Annotated in this window: 19 protein-coding genes; 5 read left to right on the top strand and 14 right to left on the bottom strand. The window is 70.9% G+C overall.

The window, feature by feature from the left end; translation table 11 throughout:
- Positions 1–20: 20 nt before the first annotated feature.
- A complete protein-coding gene (locus ACFHYQ_RS25355; protein ID WP_394303639.1) occupies positions 21–1,307 on the top strand; it encodes a S1C family serine protease in 1,287 nt (428 codons plus the stop codon).
- Positions 1,308–1,460: 153 nt separating this feature from the next.
- Here the strand turns inward: ACFHYQ_RS25355 and cydC are convergent, their stop codons facing one another.
- The 4 genes from cydC to ACFHYQ_RS25335 are packed head-to-tail and all read right to left on the bottom strand — an operon-like array spanning position 1,461 to position 6,948.
- On the bottom strand, positions 1,461–3,137 hold the full coding sequence (gene cydC, locus ACFHYQ_RS25350; RefSeq protein WP_394303638.1) for a thiol reductant ABC exporter subunit CydC: 1,677 nt from the start codon (positions 3,135–3,137) through the stop codon (positions 1,461–1,463).
- Positions 3,134–4,936: a thiol reductant ABC exporter subunit CydD gene (gene cydD, locus ACFHYQ_RS25345; protein ID WP_394303637.1), complete on the bottom strand. Its 1,803-nt coding sequence runs from the start codon at positions 4,934–4,936 to the stop codon at positions 3,134–3,136. Before cydD ends, cydC begins: the two co-directional genes overlap by 4 nt.
- A 49-nt stretch (positions 4,937–4,985) precedes the next feature.
- Entirely contained in the window at positions 4,986–5,750 is a 765-nt protein-coding gene (locus ACFHYQ_RS25340; protein ID WP_394303636.1) for a cytochrome d ubiquinol oxidase subunit II, read from the bottom strand.
- A 13-nt stretch (positions 5,751–5,763) separates the two neighbouring features.
- Positions 5,764–6,948 (bottom strand): cytochrome ubiquinol oxidase subunit I, encoded by a 1,185-nt coding sequence (locus ACFHYQ_RS25335; protein ID WP_394303635.1) that lies wholly within the window; start codon positions 6,946–6,948, stop codon positions 5,764–5,766.
- A gap of 84 nt (positions 6,949–7,032) precedes the next feature.
- On the opposite strand from ACFHYQ_RS25335, the gene ACFHYQ_RS25330 reads away from it, so the two are divergent.
- Complete coding sequence (locus ACFHYQ_RS25330; protein ID WP_394303634.1) at positions 7,033–7,356, top strand: PadR family transcriptional regulator; 324 nt, start codon at positions 7,033–7,035, stop codon at positions 7,354–7,356.
- On the opposite strand, the gene ACFHYQ_RS25325 is transcribed toward ACFHYQ_RS25330, so the two are convergent.
- Together ACFHYQ_RS25325 and ACFHYQ_RS25320 are read right to left on the bottom strand one after the other, a co-directional pair.
- The gene (locus ACFHYQ_RS25325; protein WP_394303633.1) at positions 7,316–8,026 is read right to left on the bottom strand and encodes a permease prefix domain 1-containing protein; all 711 of its coding nucleotides are present in this window, start codon (positions 8,024–8,026) and stop codon (positions 7,316–7,318) included. The genes ACFHYQ_RS25330 and ACFHYQ_RS25325 overlap by 41 nt on opposite strands.
- A 102-nt stretch (positions 8,027–8,128) precedes the next feature.
- Positions 8,129–8,992 (bottom strand): dioxygenase family protein, encoded by an 864-nt coding sequence (locus tag ACFHYQ_RS25320; protein ID WP_394303632.1) that lies wholly within the window; start codon positions 8,990–8,992, stop codon positions 8,129–8,131.
- 528 nt (positions 8,993–9,520) lie between these two features.
- Between ACFHYQ_RS25320 and ACFHYQ_RS25315 the strand changes: the two genes are divergently transcribed.
- A complete protein-coding gene (locus ACFHYQ_RS25315; RefSeq protein ID WP_394303631.1) occupies positions 9,521–9,994 on the top strand; it encodes a universal stress protein in 474 nt (157 codons plus the stop codon).
- A 355-nt stretch (positions 9,995–10,349) separates the two neighbouring features.
- On the opposite strand, the gene ctaD is transcribed toward ACFHYQ_RS25315, so the two are convergent.
- A complete protein-coding gene (gene ctaD, locus ACFHYQ_RS25310) occupies positions 10,350–12,032 on the bottom strand; it encodes an aa3-type cytochrome oxidase subunit I (RefSeq protein ID WP_394303630.1) in 1,683 nt (560 codons plus the stop codon).
- 146 nt (positions 12,033–12,178) lie between these two features.
- Here ctaD and trxA point away from each other — a divergent pair, with 146 nt between their 5' ends.
- Positions 12,179–12,547, top strand: coding sequence for a thioredoxin (gene trxA, locus ACFHYQ_RS25305; RefSeq protein ID WP_394303629.1), 369 nt, complete (start codon positions 12,179–12,181; stop codon positions 12,545–12,547).
- A gap of 290 nt (positions 12,548–12,837) precedes the next feature.
- Here the strand turns inward: trxA and iolD are convergent, their stop codons facing one another.
- The 5 genes from iolD to ACFHYQ_RS25280 form a co-directional block, all read right to left on the bottom strand.
- Positions 12,838–14,796 carry a 3D-(3,5/4)-trihydroxycyclohexane-1,2-dione acylhydrolase (decyclizing) gene (gene iolD / locus ACFHYQ_RS25300; RefSeq protein WP_394303628.1) on the bottom strand — a complete coding sequence of 653 codons (1,959 nt, stop codon included), beginning with the start codon at positions 14,794–14,796 and terminating at the stop codon, positions 12,838–12,840.
- The gene (gene iolB / locus ACFHYQ_RS25295) at positions 14,793–15,749 is read right to left on the bottom strand and encodes a 5-deoxy-glucuronate isomerase (RefSeq protein WP_394303627.1); all 957 of its coding nucleotides are present in this window, start codon (positions 15,747–15,749) and stop codon (positions 14,793–14,795) included. The genes iolD and iolB overlap by 4 nt, the downstream gene beginning before the upstream one ends.
- Positions 15,750–15,789: 40 nt before the next feature.
- The gene (locus tag ACFHYQ_RS25290) at positions 15,790–16,254 is read right to left on the bottom strand and encodes a Cgl0159 family (beta/alpha)8-fold protein (protein WP_394303626.1); all 465 of its coding nucleotides are present in this window, start codon (positions 16,252–16,254) and stop codon (positions 15,790–15,792) included.
- Between the two features lie 123 nt (positions 16,255–16,377).
- The gene (gene iolC / locus ACFHYQ_RS25285; protein WP_394303625.1) at positions 16,378–17,334 is read right to left on the bottom strand and encodes a 5-dehydro-2-deoxygluconokinase; all 957 of its coding nucleotides are present in this window, start codon (positions 17,332–17,334) and stop codon (positions 16,378–16,380) included.
- Between the two features lie 2 nt (positions 17,335–17,336).
- Complete coding sequence (locus tag ACFHYQ_RS25280; RefSeq protein WP_394303624.1) at positions 17,337–18,266, bottom strand: TIM barrel protein; 930 nt, start codon at positions 18,264–18,266, stop codon at positions 17,337–17,339.
- On the opposite strand from ACFHYQ_RS25280, the gene ACFHYQ_RS25275 reads away from it, so the two are divergent.
- Positions 18,156–18,830 (top strand): UTRA domain-containing protein, encoded by a 675-nt coding sequence (locus tag ACFHYQ_RS25275; RefSeq protein WP_394303623.1) that lies wholly within the window; start codon positions 18,156–18,158, stop codon positions 18,828–18,830. The genes ACFHYQ_RS25280 and ACFHYQ_RS25275 overlap by 111 nt on opposite strands.
- An 88-nt stretch (positions 18,831–18,918) precedes the next feature.
- Here the strand turns inward: ACFHYQ_RS25275 and ACFHYQ_RS25270 are convergent, their stop codons facing one another.
- Both ACFHYQ_RS25270 and ACFHYQ_RS25265 read right to left on the bottom strand, forming a co-directional pair.
- Positions 18,919–20,256, bottom strand: coding sequence for a class II 3-deoxy-7-phosphoheptulonate synthase (locus tag ACFHYQ_RS25270; RefSeq protein ID WP_394303622.1), 1,338 nt, complete (start codon positions 20,254–20,256; stop codon positions 18,919–18,921).
- Positions 20,257–20,305: 49 nt separating this feature from the next.
- Positions 20,306–21,535, bottom strand: a complete 1,230-nt coding sequence (locus ACFHYQ_RS25265; protein ID WP_394303621.1) for an FAD-dependent oxidoreductase — start codon at positions 21,533–21,535, stop codon at positions 20,306–20,308.
- Positions 21,536–21,542: the final 7 nt, after the last annotated feature.

Genomic DNA, 21,542 nt, shown 5'->3' with positions numbered 1-21,542 from the left:
TCCATCGAGGGGGATTGACGATGAGCGGACCCAACGACGTTCCCAACGAGAACACCCAGGAGTTCCCGGGGCACGGCTGGAGCCAGTTCGGCAGCACTCCGCCGCGGCACGGGCAGTACGGCGGGGCGTTCGGGGGCGGCGGTCAGGGCTACGCCTCGTTCGACCCCATGGGGTTCCCCGCCCCGCCGCCCCGGCCCAGGGGCACGCTGACCGGCAGGCAGAAAGTGGGAGCGGGCCTCGCCCTGGTAGCCGTCGCACTGGGTGGTGGCGCCGCGGGGGCGCTGATCACCAACGCGGCGAACGGTGAGCGGACCGTGATGTCCAGCCCCATCGTCAACCCGGTGTCGAACTCCGCGGGGAACACCATCGCCGAGGTCGCCAAGGCCATCATGCCGTCGGTCGTGTCGATCCAGGTGAAGACCCCGATGGGCGGCGGCGAGGGCTCCGGGGTGATCCTGTCGGCCGACGGCCTCATCCTGACCAACAACCACGTGGTGGCGCAGGCGGACCAGTCGGCCACGATAACGGTGAAGTTCAGCGACGGCAGGACGGCATCGGCCGTCGTCAAGGGCACCGACCCCACCACCGACATCGCGGTCATCCAGGCGCAGGGCGTCTCCGACCTGGTCCCGGCCTCGCTCGGTGACAGCGACAAACTCCAGGTCGGCGACTCGGTGCTGGCGATCGGCAGCCCGCTCGGGCTGGAGGGCTCGGTGACATCGGGGATCGTCAGCGCGCTCGACCGTACGCTGACCGAGAGCGGTGAGGACCAGCAGCAGCCGTTCCCCGGCTGGGGGCAGCAGCGCCGGAGCCGGGGTGCGACGATCGGCGGCATGATCCAGACCGACGCGGCGATCAACCCCGGTAACTCGGGCGGCGCCCTGGTCAACGGGGCCGGCCAGGTCATCGGGATCAACACGGCCATCGCGACATCCGGCGGCGGCTCGGGCAACATCGGCGTCGGCTTCGCCATCCCGATCAGCATGGCCAAGCAGGTCGCCGACCAACTGATCAAGACCGGTAGGGCCAGCCACGCCTTCCTCGGGGTGAGCGTCGCCGACGCGGTCGGCGGCACCGCCGGGGCCGTGATCGCCTCGATCACCGTCGGCAGCCCGGCGGAGAAGGCCGGCCTCAAGGAGGGCGACCTGATCACCAAGATCAATAACAAGAGGGTGGACAGCGCGGAGGCGCTGGTCGGCACGATCCGCAGCTCCAGGCCGGGCGACAAGGTGACCATCGACTACACGCGCAACGGCGAGGCCTCGGCCATCTCCATCACGCTGGCCGAGCAGACGGCGGCGAGCTGACGCCGGGCCGGCACCGAAAGCCACGGAGGAGCACGGAGCCGGCGCCGCGAAGCGTGACTTGGTGAACCAGATCGCCGGTGGGCCTCAGAGGGGGAGGGCCCACCGGCGATCGTCATTCGCGGCCGGTCTCCACCCGGCCGTGTGCCGCCGTCATCAGCGACGGGTCAGCGCCTCGGACTCCCACAGGTCCCGGTAGTACCCGGGCGCGGAGACCAACTCGGCGTGCGGTCCCCGCTGGATCACCCGCCCGCCCTCGAGGACGACGATCTCGTCCACCTGCTCCAGACCGCGCAGCCGGTGCGTGACCAGCAGTGTGGTGCGCCCCCGGGTCGCGTCGAGCAGGTCGGCCATCAGCAGGTCGGCGGTCTCCTCGTCCAGCGCCTCGGCGGGTTCGTCCAGCAGCAGCACCGGCGGGTCGAACAGCAGCGCCCGGGCGAGCGCGAGCCGCTGAAGCTGGCCGCCGGAGACGGTGCGCCCGTCCTCGCCGAGCACGGTGTCCCAGCCGGTCCGCTCCACCCACCCGTCCAGCCGGGCCCGCCGTACGGCCAGGGCGAACTCGGCGTCCGAGGCCTCCGGTCCGGCGAGCCGCAGGTTCTCGCGCAGGCTCGCCTGGAAGACGTACGGATCCTGGGTCAGGCCGGTGATCCGGGACCGTACGTCGTCGGAGGCGACCCGCCGGATGTCGACGCCGTTGATCCGGATTTGGCCCGACTCGATGTCGACCGTCCGCATCAGCGCCGCCAGCAGGGTGCTCTTTCCGGCGCCGCTCGGGCCGACCAGCGCGACGCGCCTGCCGGGCGTCAGCGTCAGGTCCACCCCTTTCAGGGCGGGTTCGCGCTCACCGTGCCGGACGACCAGGCCCTCGATCTGGATCGTCAGCGGCGGCTCGGGCGGGGGAACGGGCGCCGCCGGCTCGGCCACCGCCGGGGGTGCAGCCGCGATCTCCCGGAGCCTGCGCAGCGCCGCCAGCACCCCGGCGAACCGCTCACCGGCCGCGGCCAGCGGCAGCACCGGCTCGAACGCGACCAGCGAGGTGAGGGCCAACACCGCGCTCGCGACCCGGTCCACGGCCGCGGCCTGGGCGATCAGCACCACCGCGATCACGGTGAGCCCCTGCGCGAGCATGCCGACGGCGAGGGCGACCGCGTTGATCCGCGCCCGTCCCCGTTCCAGCCGGGCCAGCCGCCCGTCGGAGGCCATCGCCGCGTCGATGGCCTGGCCGCGGGCTCCGCAGGCGGCGAGGTCGGCGGCGCCGTGCACCAGGTCGGCCACCCGCGCGGCCAGTTCGGCCCGGGCGGGTGCGAGCCGCGCCGACCACCGCCGGGCGGCGGCGGCCGTGCCGACCGGCAGCAGGAGCCCGGCGACGAGCAGCCCGGCGCAGAGCGCGAGCCCGGCCGCGGGGTGCAGGAAGGCCGTGACGGTCACCGCCGTGATCCCGGTGAGCAGGGCGGCGACGGCCGGGAGCAGGCAGCGGACGAGCAGGTCCTGAACCGCGTCGGTGTCGTCGACCATCCTGCTGAGCAGATCGGCCCCCCGCCGTGGCAGCGGCCCGGCGGGGATCAGCGACCGGTACAGCCGCTCGCGTGTGCCCGCCTGCGCGCGCAGCGCCACGTCGTGCCCGGCGAGGCGCTCGCCGTACCGGAAGAGTCCTTTCGTGGTGGCGAACGCCCGGACGGCCACGATGGCGACCGACAGCGCCGCCAGTGGCGGCTGCTCGGCGGCCCGGGTGATCAGCCAGGCGGCCGCCGCGATCAGCGCGACGCCGGCGAGGTCGGCCGCCGCCCCGGCCAGCGCGGCGAGGACCAGCCGTCGGGAGAGCCCGCGGATCATGAGGTCGTCTCACTCCCTACGAGGGAACCGGCACCGAGCAGGACGACCCGGTCGGCCAGGTCGATCATGGCGGGACGGTGGGCCACGATGATCGCGGTGCGGCCCTCGCACAGCTTCCGCGTGGCCTCGATCACCGCCGCCTCACTACGGCCGTCCAGCCGGGCCGTCGGCTCGTCGAGCAGCACCACCTGGGCGGAGGGCCGGCAGAACGCCCTGGCCAGCGCCACCCGCTGCCGCTGGCCGGCCGACAGGTTCGCCCCGCGTTCGCCCAGCGAAGTGTCGTAGCCGTCCGGCAGGGCGGCGACGAACCCGTCGGCCTGGGCCGCGGTCGCGGCCGCCCTGATCTCGGCGGGCGTGGCCGCCGTACCGAGCGAGATGTTGTCGGCCACCGAAGCGGCGAACAGGTGCGGGCGCTGCGGGACGAACGCCAGGCGCCGCCGCCAGGTGTCGAGACTCAGATCGGTGAGGTCGGTGCCGTCGATCAGCGCCCGGCCCTCCGTCGGCGTGACGAACCCGAGCAGGACGTGCAGCAGTGTGCTCTTTCCCGCACCGCTCGGGCCGACGATCGCGACTCGTTCACCAGGCGTGATGGTGAGCTCGACACGGTCGAGCGCCGGGGTGTCGCGCCCGGGATAGCGGACCGTCACGCCCTCCAGCCGGATCTCCGGCGGATCGGCGGGCGCGACCGGGACCGCCCGCGTTCGGGGCTTCTGGGGCCTGCGGGGTTCCTGGGGTGTTCCGGGCTGCTGCGGCTCTTGGGGCATACGGCCGTCGATGACGGCGAAGGCCTCGTCAGCCGCGGCCACGCCCTCCATCGCCGCGTGGAACCGGGTGCCCATCGCGCGCAACGGAAGGTACGCCTCCGGAGCCAGGAGCAGGACGAGCAGGGCGGTGTGGAGATCGAGCGAACCGGACAGCAGCCGCAGCCCGACGGGCACCGCGACGAGGGCCAGCGACAGCGACGCCACGAGCTCCAGCACCAGCGACGACAGGAACGCCACCCGCAGCGTCCGCATGGTGGCCGCCCGGTGGTCCTCGGCCACACGGTGGATCACCGAGGCCTGGTAACGGGCCCGCCCGAAGGCGCGCAGCGTCGGCAGGCCGCGCACCACGTCGAGGAAGTGGCCGCCCAGCCGGGTCAGCGCCCGCCACTGCCGCTCGGTCACGGTCTTGGTGGTCCACCCGACAAGGGCCCCGAAGACCGGGATGAGCGGCAGCGTGAGCACGACGATCACGGCCGTGCCGAGGTCGGCCACCAGCAGCCGGGCGACCACCGCGAGCGGCACCACCCCGGCCACCGCCACGGCGGGAAGATATCCGGTGAGATACGGGTCGAGCGCGTCGAGTCCCCGGCCGGCGAGCGTGACCAGCTCCCCGGACCGGACCCCGGACCCCGCCGCTGATCCGGTGGCGGCTCCGGCCTCCGTACCGGACCTCGCGCTCGCCGTGGTGCCGGCGGCCGTGCCGTCCGGCTCGCCGAGCCGGGGCAGCAGGCGCCGGCGCAGCGCGGACTTCAGCGTGGTGGCCGCGCGGCCCGCGAAGATCCCCTGCGCCCAGCCGAGCAGTCCGCGCGCCGCGACGACGAGCGCCAGCAGGAGCAGGGCCGAGGCGACTCCACCCGTCACCACTCCCTGAGGCGATGCCCCGCCCGACGACACGGCGCCCGACAACACCATGGCGAGTAGTTCGGCCTGGGCGAGCACGAGCAACCCGGCGGCCACCGCCGCTGCCAGGCATCCGGCCAGATGGAGACGGACCGCCCGCTCGGTGCGAGCCAGCCGCAGGAGATCCTTGTGCAAAGACGCCCCAATCAGAAGCCGAGCGGCGGCAACCCGGTCAGCAGCCCGCTCAGAAGAACGTCGGCACCGTGCCCCTGCCGAAGGTGCGCCATATCCATAGTTGCGCGCCCACCATGATGGGCGCGCACGGCAACACGATGACACTCAGCACAGTCAGTGTCGCCGCCGGGGCGGCGTGATCGAGGATCGGGGAGGCCGAGGCCGCCACGACCACGGCGGCCGGCGCGGCGGCCACACAGGCGGAACCCAGCAGGGCCGGGCTCGACCGCCGGCGCCCGCCGACGGCGGGTTCACCGGGAAGCCGCCAGGCGGCGAAGGTCCAGCCGTGGAAGGCGAAGGCCGCGACGACGACGACGCCGCCCGCGATGCCCAGCGGGTCGAACAGTGCGCCCGACGGCAGCCCGCGCAACATGGCCGTCAGGGCCATCCCCCAGGTGAGCGCCAGCCCGGCGGAGCCGAGGCACACAGTCCAGTCCCACAGGGAGCGCCAGGCCGCGCCGCCCAGACGGCGGCGGAACCACAACCCGGCGTCCCGCAGGATCCACGACAGCAGCAGGGCCACCACCAGGGGGTAGAGCCCGCTGATCACCTTGCCCTCCAGCGTCGGGAACGCGCCGAACAGCGCACCCGCCAGGGCCACCAGCCACACCTCGTTGGCGAGCACGAACGGCCCCATCGCCCCGACGAGCCGGTCCCGGGCGGCAGGCGTACGGCCCAGCACCGGCAGCAGCATGCCGAGCCCGATGTCGAAACCCTCCAGCGCGAAATAACCGATCAGCAGGACGGCGAGCGTCCCGAACCACAAGATCTCCATGAGGGCTGTTCCTCTACAACGAGCGGGCGGGGACGGGGGCGGGTTCGGCCGGGAGGTCCGGTGCGCCGAGGGCGACCTGCTGCGGGCCGCGCCGTACGACCCGGGCGATCAGGACGTAGTCCACCACGGCGAGCAACCCGAGCAGGCCGGCGAAGGCGGCGAGGGACACGGTCAGCCCCCCCGTGGTCATGCCCGGGGTCAGCGCGTCGGCCACGCGGAGCCTGCCGTACACGATCCAGGGCTGGCGGCCGACCTCGCGGGCGATCCAGCCGGCGATCGCCGCCACGAACGGCAGCGGCGTCATGAGCATGAGGATCGGGTGAAGCCATCGCCAGCGGGCCAGCAGGTCGCGGAAGAGCAGCGGCAGCACGAGCAGCATGACGAACTGCACGTTCTCCCCGATACCCCTCATGATCCCAAGTGCCAGGTCCGGGATTCCCGCGTCGAACTTGCCGGGCTGGACGCCGTCGAGCGCCCCGAACTGGGCGAACCCGAATCCGACGGTGAAGAGCGCGCCGACCGACGCGGTCACGACTCCGATCCGCAGCGATCGGACGAAGAACTCATGCTCGGCCGTCCGCCGGAACAGGTGATAGGCGCTGGCACCCATGATCACGAAGCCGCCGGTCATCAACCCAGCGCTGATCACGTGGGGGAGCGCGAAGACAAGGGTCGGGTTGGTGAGCAGCGCGCCGAAGTCGCGCAGCACAAGCCGCCCGCCCTGCTCCACCGCGCCGGCCGGGTTCTGCAGGAAGGAGTTGGCCACCATGACGAAGAACGCGGAGGCGTAGGCGGTCAGCGTCACCAGCCAGATGCAGGCCAGATGTGCCCTCTTGGGCAGTCGGTGCCAGCCGAAGATCCACAGGCCGAGGAAGGTGGATTCGAGGAAGAAGGCCAGCAGCGTCTCCATGGCGAGCGGAGCCCCGAAGACGTCGCCCGCGTAGTGCGACAGTCCACTCCAGTTCAGCCCGAACTGGAACTCCATCACGAGGCCGGTGAAGATGCCGAGTGCGTAATTGATCACATATATCTGACCCCAGAAGCGGGTCATCCGCTCGTGCATGGGATTGCCGCTCAGCACATGACGGGTGTTCATGATCGCCACGAGCGGGGCCAGTCCCAGCGTGAGCACCACGAACAGGAAATGAAGGCTTCCCGTCACGGCGAACTGCAGCCGGGCGAGGTCGACGACGTCCATGCGACTCCCTGATAAGTAGATAGCCTACATGTAGGCAGCCTACTTATAGGCTGGGCGTATGGACGACCGGGATAGGCTGCGAGCGTGAACGCCGACGAGCTCCGCGGGCACATGGACGCCCTGCTGCTCTCCGTACTGGAGAGGGAGCCGCTGCACGGCTATGCGATCATCGAGGCATTGCGCGAACGTAGCGGCGGCGAGCTCACCGTGCCGACCGGAACTGTCTATCCGGCGCTGCGGCGGCTTGAGGGCGCGGGACTGCTCGCCGGTGAATGGGTGACCGCGGGAGGTCGCAGGCGCCGCACCTACCGGCTCACCGACGCGGGCCGCAGAGCTCTGGCCGGGGAGCGCTCGGCGTGGCGATCGTTCACACGTACGATCGGGAGCGTGCTTGATCCGCTGCGCTGAGGGCGGCGGGAGAGGTGAACCGGAGGCAGAGTGTGGCGCTGCGGAGCTGCCACAGCCATAGGGCGTAGCTGACGATGGTCAGGGCGATGCCGGGCCATTCGTCCGCGATGTCCGATGTGCCGCGGGTGAGGCTCAGGGCCGCGCACATCGCGACGAGCACCGGCATCCCAAGCCAGACCAGAAGCCCCAGCGCCCGAGTGATCAGCGCGGGGCGGTGCAGCCGCCGTAGCCCGCGGCCGAGCGCAAGCAGCGCGAGAGCGCCGACCACGCCCGTGAGGAGCTGGCTGTAGTCCACAACCCTGGCCAGCACGCCGAACCAGGCCGGCTTGACCGCCGTCACGGAGGGGGGCTCGGGGAAGACCTCCCACATGAGGTTCCACATCAGCGTCATCGGCGGCACGCTGAGGAACAGCAGCAGCGCGGTCCGGCGGCCCTGCCCCACCGCGAGTTCCCGCTGGAACCCCGGCGCCACCTCCGGCACCGGGCCGAACTCCTCGACCGCACGCCGTTCGGCTTCGGCCCGTGACAGGCCATCGGACTCGTATGCCTCGGCGGCGTCCAGCAGGCCGTCGCGGGCCTCGGCGAGCAGATCCCGCTTGGCGCATCCCGGGCCCCGCAGGACCGAGCGCAGCGCGGCCACGTAACCGTCGATCGGACCCCCGTCCGCCATGGAACCGCCTCCCTCGCCCCGGCTACGTGTAAGCGTAGTCGCGGGATGAGGGAGGCGGCGATCACGTCCGCGGGCCCGATGTCACGGGCCGGATGACACGGGTCAGACGCGCGCCCACAGGGCCGGGACGATGGGGGGCTCCCAGCCGGACAGGGCCGTGTGTCCCTGAATGCAGCGGTAGGTCACACCTCCGTAGGTCACCGTGGCGCCGGCCTGGTAGGTCGTGCCGGCCTGCCAGGTGCCCCCGCCGGGCGGCGGGCTGTTGGGCGGCGGGCTGTTGGGCGGCGTGGGGGTCGGGCTGTTGGGCGGCGGGGTCGGGCCGGGGCTGGTCGGCGGCGTGCCGACGACGTTGAGCACGAAGTCGAAGGTGGCCTCCCTGCCGGAGCCGTTCGCCCGCACGTTCATGAGCAGCCGGGAATCGTAGAGCGTGTCCGTGTTGTTACGCGGCTCGCCCGGGAAGTAGGTCTGCGTGGTGAGGATCGGCTTGTTCGGGGCCTGGGCCTTGACGTGGAGGTGCCGGGTGCGGCCGGGGTAGAGGCCGGGCACGATCGTGGTGAGCTTGTACCTGCCCTGGGAGTCCGTGAACTGGTGCCCCCGGAAGGTGTAGCCCTGCATGTCGTAGTTGCCGTACGCGTCCGCCTGCCAGAAGTCGAGCAGCACGTTGGCGAGCGGCACGCAGTTGACGCCGAACACGTAACCGCTGACGGTGAGCAGCGTGCCGGAGCCGGTCAGGGTGGAACGCAACGGTGAGCTGGGCTTGAAGTAGGGCCCCTCCATCTGCGCCGGCGTGTTTCCGCCGCTGCTGCCGCAGAATGGGGTGGGCTCCAACGGCTCACCCTTCTCCGCGGCGGCCCGGGCCAGTGGGGTGGCACCGAGCAGGAGTGGGATCGGGGCGGCCACGAGGGCGGCCTTCATGAAGGACTTGCGGCTGATGCCCTCGGGTTCGTTGGCGCTGTCGGCGGCCATGACTGTCTGTCTCCTTCGACCTGGGGGGATGAGCGCGATCACAACCTGTCGAACGGTGACGACCCGACGAGGCTGGTCGAGGACAGGCGCCGCTCGTGCGCGCGTAGATCGCGGTGCCTGGCGTGATCGATGCTAGCTCCGGGAGGGAAACGTGAATACTAGATAAAGCTCCATAACGCCGTGATATGATCCCATATAGTAAATAGCTATATCCTCGGGCAAATGTCCGATTCTATGGAAAATGACGATGGCCCCTGCGTGCGGGGTCCAACGTCCCGCCGGTCTCGTGACCTTGTGACTCTCGATCCAGGGGCGTACAGCAGGCGATGAGCGGGGATCACCCATGGCAATGTGAGGGCCGTGGGGGACTGGACATCCCCGGAAATTGGGAGATGGCGGGGCGGAACCGGACCGTTGCCCGGATACCCTGGCTGAGAGGAATCCCGGCTTCCCGAACCGTCGCCCGTCCCCCCGGGGCGAGGTGACGGGCAGCCGTCGTTGTGGCGGAAGTGGAGAGCGAGGCGGGACGTGGACCAGCCGAAAATCGTCGTGGGCATCAACGGGTCGATGGCATCGCAGGCCGCCTTGCGGTGGGCCGCCGCCGAGGGCCTACTGCGCGGAGCGCGGGTCGAGGCCGTGTACGCCTGGGAGTGGTCGGGCGGGCTGCACGCCCCCTATGCCCCGCTGTCGAACCGAACCCGCCGGGAGGACGAGCACGCGACCGCCATCGGCGTCGCCGAGCGGGCCGTCCGGGAACTGAGGGAGAGCCACGTCACGCCCGCCGTCGTCGAGGGCCCGCCGGCCCAGGTCCTGCTGCGCGCGACTCTCGACGCCGACCTCCTCGTCCTCGGCGCGCACGAGGCCGAGAGCGAGCCCTACCCGGTGATCAACCCGGTGGTCACCGCCTGCCTGCTCAGGGCACGCTGCCCGGTCGTCGTGGTGCTGCCGGGCGGAGAGCAGGAGCGCCACGCCGAAGCCGTGCTCGCCGGCGCCCGCTCCTAACCCGCAGCCCCTCCGGCCGTGATCTTGCGAATACTCGCATGCCTGGTCGGTGAGCAGGCACTTCTCGTTCCGAGATCTTGTAATTACTCGCAGCCTTGCCCGCTGAGCAGCGTAAACGGCCTTCGTGATTTTGCACTCCGCGCCGACTGCAAGATCACCAAATGTACAAGGCCACGTCACGTGACTCGCCTGCGAGAAACTGCAAGATCAGCGAATGGATCTGCGCAGGTCGAGTGGCATCCTTGCGAGCTTTCGCAAGATCACGGGGGTGGGGTGGGCCGCGAGGTGGAAGTCGCGAAAGCGTAATGCCTGCGGCCGACAGGTCGATCAGGTATGAGCCGTGGAACCCGCGTCGTCACACGTCGATCGCGTCGCGTTTGGTCTGCGGGGGCTGACCGGGCCCGCCGCCGAGGCGCGGGTAGTGAAGATCGAACGCGGGCCGCTCCGACCGGATCGGCGGGATGGAGACGAAGTTGTGGCGCGGGGGCGGGCATGACGTGGTCCATTCCAAGGAGTTGCCGGAACCCCAGGGGTCGTCCACGGTGACGCGCTCACCGCGCCGCGCGGTCAGCCAGATGTTGAGCAGGAACGGCAGGTTCGACACCCCGAGCAGGAAGGCGCCCGCGCTGGAGATCTGATTGAGGGTGGTGAAGCCGTCGACCGGCGAGTAGTCGCCGTACCGCCGCGGCATGCCGATCACGCCCAGCCAGTGCTGTACGAGGAACGTCACCTGGAAGCCGATGAACACCATCCAGAAGTGGACCTGCCCGAGCCTTTCGTTGAGCATCTTGCCGGTGAGCTTCGGCCACCAGAAGTAGAAGCCGGCGAACATCGCGAACACCACTGTGCCGAAGACGACGTAGTGGAAGTGGGCGACGACGAAGTAGGTGTCGGTGACGTGGAAGTCCAGCGGCGGTGATGCCAGGATCACCCCGGTGAGCCCGCCGAACAGGAACGTCACGAGGAACCCGACGGCGAACAGCATCGGCGATTCGAACGTCAGATGGCCCCGCCACATGGTGCCGACCCAGTTGAAGAACTTCACCCCGGTCGGCACCGCGATCAGGAAGGACATGAGCGAGAAGAACGGCAGCAGCACCTGGCCGGTGGCGAACATGTGGTGCGCCCAGACGGTCGCCGACAGCACCGTGATGGCCATCGTGGCGCCCACCAGGCCGACGTAGCCGAACAGCGGCTTGCGGCTGAACACGGGGATGACCTCCGTGATGATCCCGAAGAACGGCAGCGCGATGATGTAGACCTCGGGATGGCCGAAGAACCAGAACAGGTGCTGCCAGATGATCGGGCCGCCGGTCTGCGCGTCGAAGATGTGCGTCCCGAGCTTGCGGTCGGCCTCCAGGGCGAGCAGCGCGGCGGCCAGCACCGGGAACGCCAGCAGCACAAGGATCCCGGTGAAAAGCACATTCCACGTGAACAGCGGCATCCGGAACATCGTCATGCCGGGGGCGCGCATCCCGACGATCGTGGTGATGAAGTTGACCGAGCCGAGGATCGTGCCTACCCCCGCCAGCGCGAGCCCCATGATCCACAGGTCCCCGCCGATCTGCGGAGTGTACGCGGAGGTGGCCAGCGGCGCGTAGGCCGTCCAGCCGAAGGCGGGGGCGCCGCCCATCGCGAAGCCGCTCATGGTGATCAGTCCGCCGAACAGGAACAGCCAGAAGCTCACCATGTTCAGCCGGGGGAACGCCACGTCCGGAGCGCCGATCTGCAACGGCATGATCGCGTTGGCGAAGCCGGCGAACAGCGGTGTCGCGAACAGCAGCAGCATGATCGTGCCGTGCATGGTGAACATCTCGTTGTACGCGCTCAGGTTGACGAACTGCAGCCCCGGCTGGAGCAACTCGGCGCGGATCACCATGGCCATCGCGCCGCCTATCAGGAAGAAGGCGAACGAGGTGATCAGGTACATGTGCCCGATCACCTTGTGATCGGTGCTGGACAGCCAGGAGGCGACGACCGAGCCCAGGCGGCGTCCCCGCTCTGGAAGGATGGTGGGCCGAGCGGCCTGCGTGGTCATGTGGCACGGCTCCTTTCGGTGAAGGAGATCCCCCTGCCCAGTGCCCTGCCCCGTCAGGCGTGCGTCACACGAGCCGCACCGGGGTAGGAATGCCCGAATCCTGGGATTGGTTATGCCCGCTGAAGACCGGATGAAAGGAGTCGCCCGTGGCGACCATTGAGGTGACCGAGAAGAACTTCAACGAAATCACCGAAACGGGCATCGTACTGCTCGACTTCTGGGCCTCCTGGTGCGGACCCTGCCGCTCCTTCGCGCCGATCTTCGAGAGCGCCTCCCAGCAGCACTCGGACATCAAGTTCGGCAAGATCGACACGGATGCGCAGCCTGCGCTGTCTCAGGCGTTCAGCATCCAGGCGATTCCCACGATCATGGCGATCCGGGACGGCATCCAGGTATTCGCCCAGCCCGGCGCGCTGCCCGCCCCGGCGCTCGAAGACCTGATCAAGCAGCTTCGCGCCCTCGACATGGACGCGGTCCGCGCCGAGGTCGAGGCCCAGGCCGACGGCAAACCATGACGGACCTCCCCCACCCCCAGGGCGTGATCTTGCGATTGCTCGCAGAAAACGCCCTGACCTGCGGCGATCACTTCCTTGATCTTGCAGAAACTCGCCGCGATCCCGCCTGACGTGCGGAAACATCGTTCGTGATCTTGCAGTGAGATCACGGACGATGTGCCGGCGTCCTGGCCGCTACATTCGGGGTCTCGGCGGCAGCCCTGATCGTTCGCTCTGCGGCGGGGCGTCTCGTCGCTCGGGGGCTCAGGTTGGTCCGGGGGCTTGTGCTTCAGGTTCAGCGGAGGACCGGCTCAGGGATCGGTCCTCTCGCTCGGCGCCAGGAGAGGCCGCTGGGCCGTCTTGTGCGCGACGTACTCCTCGTACGCCCGCCGGGTGCTGTCGAGGTCGCTGACCTGGCTGACCGGGACGTCCCACCAGGACGCGCTGCCGGGGGCGTGTACGGCGGGGTCGGTCTCGACGTGGATGACGACCGGACTGCCATCGGCGGGAGCGGCCTTGGCATCCGCGATCGCCTGATCGAGCTCCCCGCGGCCGCGCACCTCGATCACGGTGGCGCCGAGGCTGCGGGCGTTGGCCGCCAGGTCGACGGGCAGCCGTGCCCCCTCCAGACGGCCGGTCACCCGATCACGGAAGCGGTAGCCGGTGCCGAACCGCTGCGATCCGAGCGATTCGGACAGCGATCCGATCGAGTGGAAGCCGTGGTTCTGCACCAGGACAACAATGATCTTGATGTGTTCCTGTACGGCGGTGACCAGCTCGGTCGGCATCATCAGATAGGAGCCGTCGCCCACCAGCACGAACACGTCGCGGTCGGGGTCGGCCAGCCGTACGCCGATGCCGCCGGGGATCTCGTACCCCATGCAGGAGTAGCCGTACTCGACGTGGTAGGCCCTGCGGTCCCGCACCCGCCACAGCTTGTGCAGGTCGCCGGGCATGGAACCGGCGGCGCAGACGACCACGTCACGGGGGTCGGACAGCTCGTTGACCCGGCCGAGCACCGTGCCCTGGGTGAGCACACCGGGAGCGAGCGCCGCGGTGACCTCCTCCGGAGGGTTGTGGGCCGCCTCGACCAGCGCGTCCCAGTCGCGCCACAGCCGCGCCTGGAGATCCCGATAAGCCGGCTCCACGGCGTATCCGCCGAGCGCGGCGGCGAGCGAGGTGAGCGCCTCGCGAGCGTCGGCGACGACCGCCAGCCCGGCGAGCTTCCCGGCGTCGAACCGGGCGACGTTGACGTTGACGAACCGGACGCCGGGGTCCCGGAAGGCGCTGCGTGAGGCGGTGGTGAAGTCGCTGTATCGGGTGCCGACGCCGATCACCAGATCGGCCTCGGCGGCGAGTGCGTTGGCGGCCGTCGTGCCCGTCGAGCCGACCGCGCCCATCGCCTGCGGATGGCCGTGCGGCAACGAGCCCCTGCCCGCCTGCGTCTCGCCGACCGGGATGCCGGTCGCCTCGCAGAACGCGCGCAGCGCGTCCTCCGCGCCCGAGTAGTGCACCCCGCCGCCGGCCACGATGAGCGGCCGCCGCGCGGCGCGGATGAGCGCGGCCGCCGCCGCGATGTCGGGCGTCTCGGGGAGGGGCCGGCCCACCCGCCAGACCCGCTCAGCGAACAGCTCCACGGGCCAGTCGTACGCCTCGGCCTGCACGTCCTGCGGCAGCGCGAGAGTGACCGCCCCGGTCTCCACCGGATCGGTGAGCACCCGCATCGCGCCCAGCAGCGCCGAGGGCAGCTGCTCCGGCCGGGCCACCCGGTCGAAGAAGCGCGACACCGGGCGGAAGGCGTCGTTGACGGACACGTCACCGGCGTACGGAACCTCGAGTTCCTGCAGCACGGGCGCGGCCACCCGCGTCGCGAACGTGTCCGAGGGCAGCAGCAGCACCGGCAGCCGGTTGACCGTGGCGAGCGCCGCCCCGGTCAGCATGTTCGTCGAGCCGGGGCCGATCGACGCGGTGCACGCCCACGTCCGCAGGCGGTCCTTCTGCCGTGCGTACGCCGCCGCCGTGTGGACCATCGCCTGCTCGTTGCGGGCCAGCACGTACGGCAGATGCCCGGTGAGATGCCCCGCGCCGCCGGCGAGCTCGCTCTGCAGCAGCGCCTGGCCGAGACCGGCGACGTTGCCGTGCCCGAAGATCCCCAGGCACCCGGCGAACAGCTTCTGCCGCTCGCCGTCGCGTTCGGTCCATTGGGCGGCCAGGAAACGCACGATCGCCTGGCCCACGGTCAGGCGTGCCGTCTCCGCTCGCGAGGTCATCGGGCTCCTCCCATCGGCAGTCTCGGGTCGGCGTCCTGCCCCGACCAGGAGTCCCGCACCCACCTGTGGGCGGGATCGTCGCAGATCAGCCAGGCCCGGATCGGACCGGGACCGGCCATCACGTTGAGGTAGTAGAGGTCGTACCCGGGCGGGGCCATCGCCGGACCGTGCCAGCCGTGCGGCACGAGCACGACGTCGCCGGAGCGGACCTCGGCGAGCACGTCGATGGGCCGCTCGGCGGTGCCGTACACGCGCTGATAGCCGACCGGGTCGGCGCCCGGCGGCGCGCCGTCGTCGGCCCGGACCTCGAAGTAGTAGATCTCCTCCAGTTCGGTCTCCACCCCGTCGCGCTCCTCGTCGTGCTTGTGCGGGGGATAGGAGCTCCAGTTGCCGGCCGGGGTGATCACCTCGCAGGCGATGATCGAGTCGGCGTCGAGCACTCCCGGCACGCCGAAGTTGCGCACCTCACGCGAGGCCCGGCCGGCGCCGCGCAGCTCCACCGGGACGTTCGCCGCGGCCAGGTACCGGAACGGAAGCGGCGCCGGCCGCTTGGCCGCCCTGGCGCCGCAGAGGGCGACCCTGGCCGGGGCGCCGTCGCCGCGCACGCCGATGCCGCGCACCCCGTCGCCGCGCACCGCGCGCACCGTCAGGCTCGCGCCGGGCGGCACGTAAGCGATGTCGGTCGGACTCGCGAAGACGCTCTCCCGCCCGGCGAGCCGGACCTCGTGCCGTTCACCCGCGTGATCGACCACTGTGACGTCGCAGCCGCCCTCCAGCGGCACCACGATGATCTCGTCGTCTCCGGTGGCGAGCTCCACGGTGCCACCCGGCTCCAGTGCGGCGACCCGCAGGCGCGTGTGCCGCCATCCGCCGAGGGCGTCGGTGATCGAAACCTGGAAGTCGCCCTCGACGGCCGTGCCGTACGGGTGGACCCATCGCCCGGCGTCGTTCATGACCTGCCCCTCCTGGCCTGCGTACTCGTGATCTGGTCCCTCATGACCTGGGCCCGTGCACGAGTCGCGATGCGATGTCGACGGCGGCCGCCACGTCGCCGTCCGGAGGGAAGAGCAGCGCCCGCCCGACCACCAGGCCGCGTACGGCGGGCAGCTCCAGGGCCCGGCCCCACGCGGCGAACGTCTCATCGGGGTGGCCGCTCGGATCGCCGCCGAGCAGCAGGGTCGGCAGCGTCGTCGCGTCCATCACCCGCTTCAGCTCGTCGACGACCGGCAGCTTCAGCCAGGTGTGCCGGCTCGTGACCCCGAGCCCGGCGGCGATGTTGATCGACGTGATGGTCGAGTCGGGGTCGGGCAGGTTGCGCACCCGGCCCTCCTGACGGACCGAAAGGAACGGCTCCACCATTGCCATCACACCATGGGACGCCAGCTCGGTGACCGCGCGGGCACTCGCTTCGAGCGTGGCCACCGTGCCGGGGTCGCCCAGGCAGATCCGGGTGAGCATCTTGCCGCCGTCCCCGGGCGGCCCACCCCTCGGTGATCCGCTGCGGTTCGCGCACCCGGATCTCGGTCAACTCGGCGATGCCCGCGCGGCCGCGCCCCGGAGTCGTCGGGGTCGTCGGGGTCATCATCCCCCCTCCTTGTCCTCACCGGCGAGGACGGCCTCGACCTCCGCCTCATATGGCATGGCACTCGAGCATTCGAGCCGGGACGCGACGATCGCGCCGGCCACGTTGGCGAACCGCAGCACGCGGTGCAGGTCCCACCCGCTCAGCAGGCCGTGGACCAGAGCGCCGCCGAACGCGTCACCGGCGCCGAGGCCGTTGACGACCTTCACCGGGAACGGCGGCACCTCGACGCACTCGTCGGCGGTCGCGGCGAGCACCCCCTTGGGACCCTGCTTGACGATCGCGAGCTCGACGCCGCGTTCGAGCAGCGCGTCGGCCGCGCGCCGGGGGTCGGTCTCGCCGACGGCGACCTGGCACTCCTCCCGGTTGCCGACCGCCACCGTGACATGCTCCAGAGCGGCGCCCATCTGCGTGCCCGCCTCGGCGGGGTCGGGCCAGAACATGGGCCGGTAGTCGAGGTCGAGGACGGTGTGCGCCCGCCGGCCGCGCGCCCGCCAGACGGCGAAGTGCGCGGCACGCGAGGGCTCCTGCGACAGTCCGGTGCCGGTCGCCCAGAAGACGGCGGCCTCGCGTACGGCGTCGAGCGGGATCTCGTCCGGCTCGATCATCAGGTCCGGGGCGGCGGGGTAGCGGTAGAAGTAGAGCGGGAAGTCGTCGGGCGGGAAGATCTCGCAGAAGGTCACCGGCGTCGGCGGCCCGTCAACCTCGGTGACGAAGCGGTCGTCGACCCCGAAATCGCGCAGCGCGCGGTGGACATAGCGGCCGAAGGGGTCCCGTCCGGTCCGCGTGATGATCGCGGCTCGGCGCCCGTGGCGGGCCGCGGCCACCGCGACGTTGGTCGCGCTGCCGCCGAGGAACTTCCCGAAGCGTTCGACGTCTTCGAGGCCCACGCCGTGGTCGAGCGGGTAGATGTCCACCCCGCACCGGCCCACGGCCACCAGGTCGTACGCCGTCATCGTCAGGTCCCCATTTCGCCCGTCTCGTCCGCTACGGAGAGCAGGTGCTCCAGGCTCGCCCGCACGTCCCGCGCCGGGTCCGCGTCCGCGGGTCCGGTGAGGATGGTGTCCTGTTCCAGGACGTACCAACCCCGGTACCCGCCGCCCTCCAGAGCCGACACGATGGCCGCGATGTCGACGTCGCCCCGGCCGAGCGGGACGTACATCCCGCCGGCCACCGCCTCGGTGTAGGTCGCCTCGCCGTCGCGGACGCGTCGCGCCCAGTCGGTACGGACGTCCTTCAGGTGGACGTGGGCGATCCGCTCGGGATGCCGCCGGGCGACGGCGACGGGGTCGCCGCCGCCGATGAGCAGGTGGCCGGTGTCGAGGCACAGGCCGATGCGGCTGCCGTCGAGCACCCGGGCCGTCTCCTCTCCGCTCTCGATCATCGTGCCAACGTGCGGATGCAGCGTGGCCACGAGCCCGCGGCCGGCGGCCGCGCCGGTGATCCGGTCGAGGTTGCCCAGCAGCGTCGACCAGCCGGAGTCGTCGAGCTCCGGCCGGGCGTCGTAGCCGGCCTGCCCGGTGGCGGCCGCGATGACGACCGTGGAGGCCCGGGCGGCGACCAGCCCGGCCATGGCGCGCTCCACCTCGGGCAGCGGATCGTGGGCGGGGTCGTGCAGGACGACGGGGACGAACTGCCCGACCGCCTTCAGGCCGAAGCCGGCCAGGGTCGAGGACTTGTCCTCCGGCGCGTCGGGCAGGAAACCGTCAGGGCCGAACTCGGTCGCGGCCAGACCCAGCTCGCGCATCTCGCGCAGCACGGTGCCGGGCTCGAGCTGGTGGCCCCACCCCGGTACCTCGCAGACGCCCCACGAGATGGGCGCCCCGGCCACGCGGTTCGCCAGGGGGGTGGCCGCCGTGGTGCCGGCGTTCGTGTCCTCAGCGCTCATGTCCTACATCCCCTCGATCTCGTCAATGCCCTCTATTCCCCGGGACCTCTGTCCCCGGGCCCGTTATCTCCGAAAGAGCGACGGGCCTGCGTTCCGCACGTGACAGCTCGCACGCCTCGGCGATGCGGACGGCCTCGAGGGCGTCCCCCGTACGGTGCACGGGGACGGCTTCAGCCAGGGAAAGCGAGGAGCCGTCCTCTTCAGAGGACGGAGGAGTCACGAACGACCACTTCTGGGCTGCGGCCCTCCGACGACCGGCCGCTGGCCGTGCTGCGCAACTGGCTGCCCCCGGCCCTCCTGGACGTCACGCCCGCGGAACTCGAGACGGAGGGGCTGTACGCCGTGCTGCGACGCCGGGGCGTGCGCCCCGTCGTCGCACATCAGACGATCGGCGCACGCACACCGGCCACGGCGGAGCGGCGCCACCTCAGGCTGAGGCCGACCGAGCCCGTGCTCACGATGACACGTGTCGCCTTCGACGCCGTCGGCAGCTCGGTGGAGTACGGCGACCACTGCTACCGCGCGCAGGACTACAGCATCGAGGTCATGGTCGACCAATGGTGAAAGCGCCGTCGCCGGGAGGGAGCGAAGCGGGCTTCGCGAGGACCGGAGGTTCCTCCCGGCGCGGCTTCCGTCTCGAACAGTCGAGATGTCAGGCCGAGCGGTAGAGCTCGGCCACCCGGAACGCGAGGTCCAGGGACTGACTGCGGTTGAGTCGCGGGTCACACGCGGTCTCGTACCGCAGCGCCAGGTCCTCCTCGACGATGCCGTGCCCGCCGCCGACGCACTCGGTCACGTCGTCACCGGTGAACTCGATGTGGATGCCGCCGGGGTGTGTGCCCAGCGAGTGGTGCACCTCGAAGAATCCGGCGACCTCGTCGAGCACGTCGTCCAGGCGCCGCGTCTTGTGGCCGCTCGGAGCCTCGAAGGTGTTGCCGTGCATGGGGTCGCAGATCCAGGCGACGGTGGCGCCGCTCGCCCTGACCTTCTCCACCAGGGTCGGCAGTGCCTCCCTGACCCGGCCGGCGCCCATGCGGCTGATGAAGGTCAGCCGGCCCGGCTCGTTGTCCGGGTTCAGCTTCTCGACGAGCGCGATCGCCTCCTCCGGGGTGGTCGTCGGGCCGAGCTTCACCCCGATCGGGTTGCGGATTTTACTGAAGAACTCCACGTGGGCGCCGTCGAGCTGGCGGGTGCGCTCACCGATCCACACCATGTGCGCCGACACGTCGTACGGCAGACCGGTGCGAGAGTCGATCCGGGTGAGAGCCCGGTCGTAGTCGAGGATCAGCGCCTCGTGCGAGGAGTAGAACTCCACCGTGTGGAACTCCCCGGGCTCGGCCCCGCAGGCCCGCATGAACGCGAGCGCCTGGTCGATTTCCCGGGCGAGCTGCTCGTAGCGCCGCCCCGCCGGGGACTCGGCCACGAAGTCCTGGTTCCAGGCGTGCACCTGCCGGAGATCCGCGTAGCCGCCCTTGGTGAACGCCCGGGCGAGGTTGAGCGTGGCCGAGGAGGAGTGGTAGGCCCGCAGCAGACGGGCAGGGTCGGGCCGGCGCGCCTCGGCCGTGAAGTCGAAGCCGTTGACCATGTCGCCACGGTAGGCGGGCAGCTCCACGCCGTCGCGGACCTCGACGGGCTTGGAACGCGGCTTGGCGAACTGACCTGCCAGACGGCCGATCTTCACGACCGGGACGCGTCCCGCGTAGGTGAGCACGATCGCCATCTGCAGCAGCGACTTGAGCTTGTCACGCACGTTCTCGGCCGTGGCGCCCGCGAAGGTCTCGGCGCAGTCGCCGCCCTGGAGCACGAAGGCCTCCCCCCTGGCGACGGCGGCCATCTCGGCCTTGAGCCGGTCACACTCGCCCGCGAACACCAGCGGGGGCAGCCCCGCCAGTTCGGCGACGACCCTGTCGAGTTCGCCGCGGTCGGGCCAGTCGGGCTGCTGCGCGGCGGGCAGGTCACGCCACATGTCGAGGTTGCTGCTAGCGCTCACGGCATCCAAGGTTATTGCACGTGGCCCGATGCGGCCGCCAGGCGTCCACTTAATGAGATCCTGTTTGCCGGGCGGGTAGCCGTACGTGCTCCGGTAGCACGCCGTGGCCGATGAAGCGGCGGGCGAGGCCGCTGATCACCGGAAGCCGGGCGATGTCGGGCGGCAGCACCTGCCGCCCGGACCGGCTCAGCGCCGGACGGATCAGCAGGCGCTGCACCACTCGCTGGGCGGTCTGGGTGACCACGGTGGGCAGGGCGCGGCGGCGCCGCACTCGCGCCAGCAGCGCCTTGGGGACCTCGGGTGGTCTCGAGCCGGGGCCGCGCAGCAGGGCGGGTCCGACGATGTTGGCGGTGGCCACCGCGTCCTGCACCGCGAGGTTGATGCCGACGCCGAAAATGGGCGACATGGCGTGCGCGGCGTCCCCGATCAGCAGCAGGCCGGGACGGTGCCAGCGGGTCAGCCGGTCGACCGCCACGCGGAGGAACCCGGCCTCGTCGAAGCCGTGCAACTCGCCGACCCGGTCGGCCAGGTACGGCAGCAGCCTGGCGATCGTCCCGCGTAGTTCCTCGATGCCCCTCGCCTTGAGCTCGTCGTAGCCGCCCTTCGGGATGACGTAGGCGAGCTGCCAGTAGGTCTCCCGGTTGATCGCCACCATCAGATGCCCGGCCGAAGCCCGCAGGAAAGGCTGGCCGGGATCGCCGGGATCGCGGGGAAGGCGCAGCCAGACGACGTCCATCGGCGCGCCGAACTCCTTCGGCCGCAGTCCGGCGGCCCGCCGTACGTCCGAGTCGCGGCCGTCGGCGCCCACCGTGAGCGCGGCCCTGATCTCGTGCTCGCCGCTCTCGTCCCGGTAGCGCACGCCACGGACGATGCCGCCCTCGACGATCAGGCCGGTCACCCGGGAACGCATGAGCAGCCGGAAGTTGGGGTATCTGCCCGCCTCGGCGGTGACCAGGTTGAGAAAGTCCCACTGCGGAACGAAGGCGATGTAACGGTATTTGCCGGAAAGCGCGCTCAGGTCGGCGATCGGGATCCGGGCGTCGTCGGCCTCGATGGCCATGCGGTACGCCTTGCGGTGCGGCAGCCGGTGGAAGGCATCGGCCAGCCCGATCTCGTCGAGCACCTGGAGGGTCGAGGGGTGGATCGTGTCACCGCGGAAGTCGCGCAGGAAGTCGCCGTGCTTCTCCAGCAGCGTCACGTCCACCCCCGCGCGGGCCAGGAGCAGCGCGAGCATCGCCCCCGCGGGACCACCGCCCGCGATCACACATGTGGTACGCATAATTCAC

The sequence above is a fragment of the Sphaerimonospora cavernae genome (genome assembly GCF_042435035.1).
Taxonomy (GTDB): domain Bacteria; phylum Actinomycetota; class Actinomycetes; order Streptosporangiales; family Streptosporangiaceae; genus Sphaerimonospora; species Sphaerimonospora cavernae.
The sequence above is the reverse complement of the archived record's forward strand: the minus strand, read 5'-3'. Positions and strand labels throughout refer to the sequence as shown.

Excerpts from the sequence above, each read along its gene's own strand:
- ACFHYQ_RS25355 (WP_394303639.1), top strand. The coding sequence starts at position 21 with ATGAGCGGACCCAACGACGTTCCCAACGAGAACACCCAGGAGTTCCCG.
- cydC (WP_394303638.1), bottom strand. The coding sequence starts at position 3,137 with ATGATCCGCGGGCTCTCCCGACGGCTGGTCCTCGCCGCGCTGGCCGGG.
- ACFHYQ_RS25340 (WP_394303636.1), bottom strand. The coding sequence starts at position 5,750 with ATGGAGATCTTGTGGTTCGGGACGCTCGCCGTCCTGCTGATCGGTTAT.
- ACFHYQ_RS25335 (WP_394303635.1), bottom strand. The coding sequence starts at position 6,948 with ATGGACGTCGTCGACCTCGCCCGGCTGCAGTTCGCCGTGACGGGAAGC.
- ACFHYQ_RS25325 (WP_394303633.1), bottom strand. The coding sequence starts at position 8,026 with ATGGCGGACGGGGGTCCGATCGACGGTTACGTGGCCGCGCTGCGCTCG.
- ACFHYQ_RS25320 (WP_394303632.1), bottom strand. The coding sequence starts at position 8,992 with ATGGCCGCCGACAGCGCCAACGAACCCGAGGGCATCAGCCGCAAGTCC.
- ctaD (WP_394303630.1), bottom strand. The coding sequence starts at position 12,032 with ATGACCACGCAGGCCGCTCGGCCCACCATCCTTCCAGAGCGGGGACGC.
- iolD (WP_394303628.1), bottom strand. The coding sequence starts at position 14,796 with ATGACCTCGCGAGCGGAGACGGCACGCCTGACCGTGGGCCAGGCGATC.
- iolB (WP_394303627.1), bottom strand. The coding sequence starts at position 15,749 with ATGAACGACGCCGGGCGATGGGTCCACCCGTACGGCACGGCCGTCGAG.
- ACFHYQ_RS25290 (WP_394303626.1), bottom strand. The coding sequence starts at position 16,254 with ATGCTCACCCGGATCTGCCTGGGCGACCCCGGCACGGTGGCCACGCTC.
- iolC (WP_394303625.1), bottom strand. The coding sequence starts at position 17,334 with ATGACGGCGTACGACCTGGTGGCCGTGGGCCGGTGCGGGGTGGACATC.
- ACFHYQ_RS25280 (WP_394303624.1), bottom strand. The coding sequence starts at position 18,266 with ATGAGCGCTGAGGACACGAACGCCGGCACCACGGCGGCCACCCCCCTG.
- ACFHYQ_RS25265 (WP_394303621.1), bottom strand. The coding sequence starts at position 21,535 with ATGCGTACCACATGTGTGATCGCGGGCGGTGGTCCCGCGGGGGCGATG.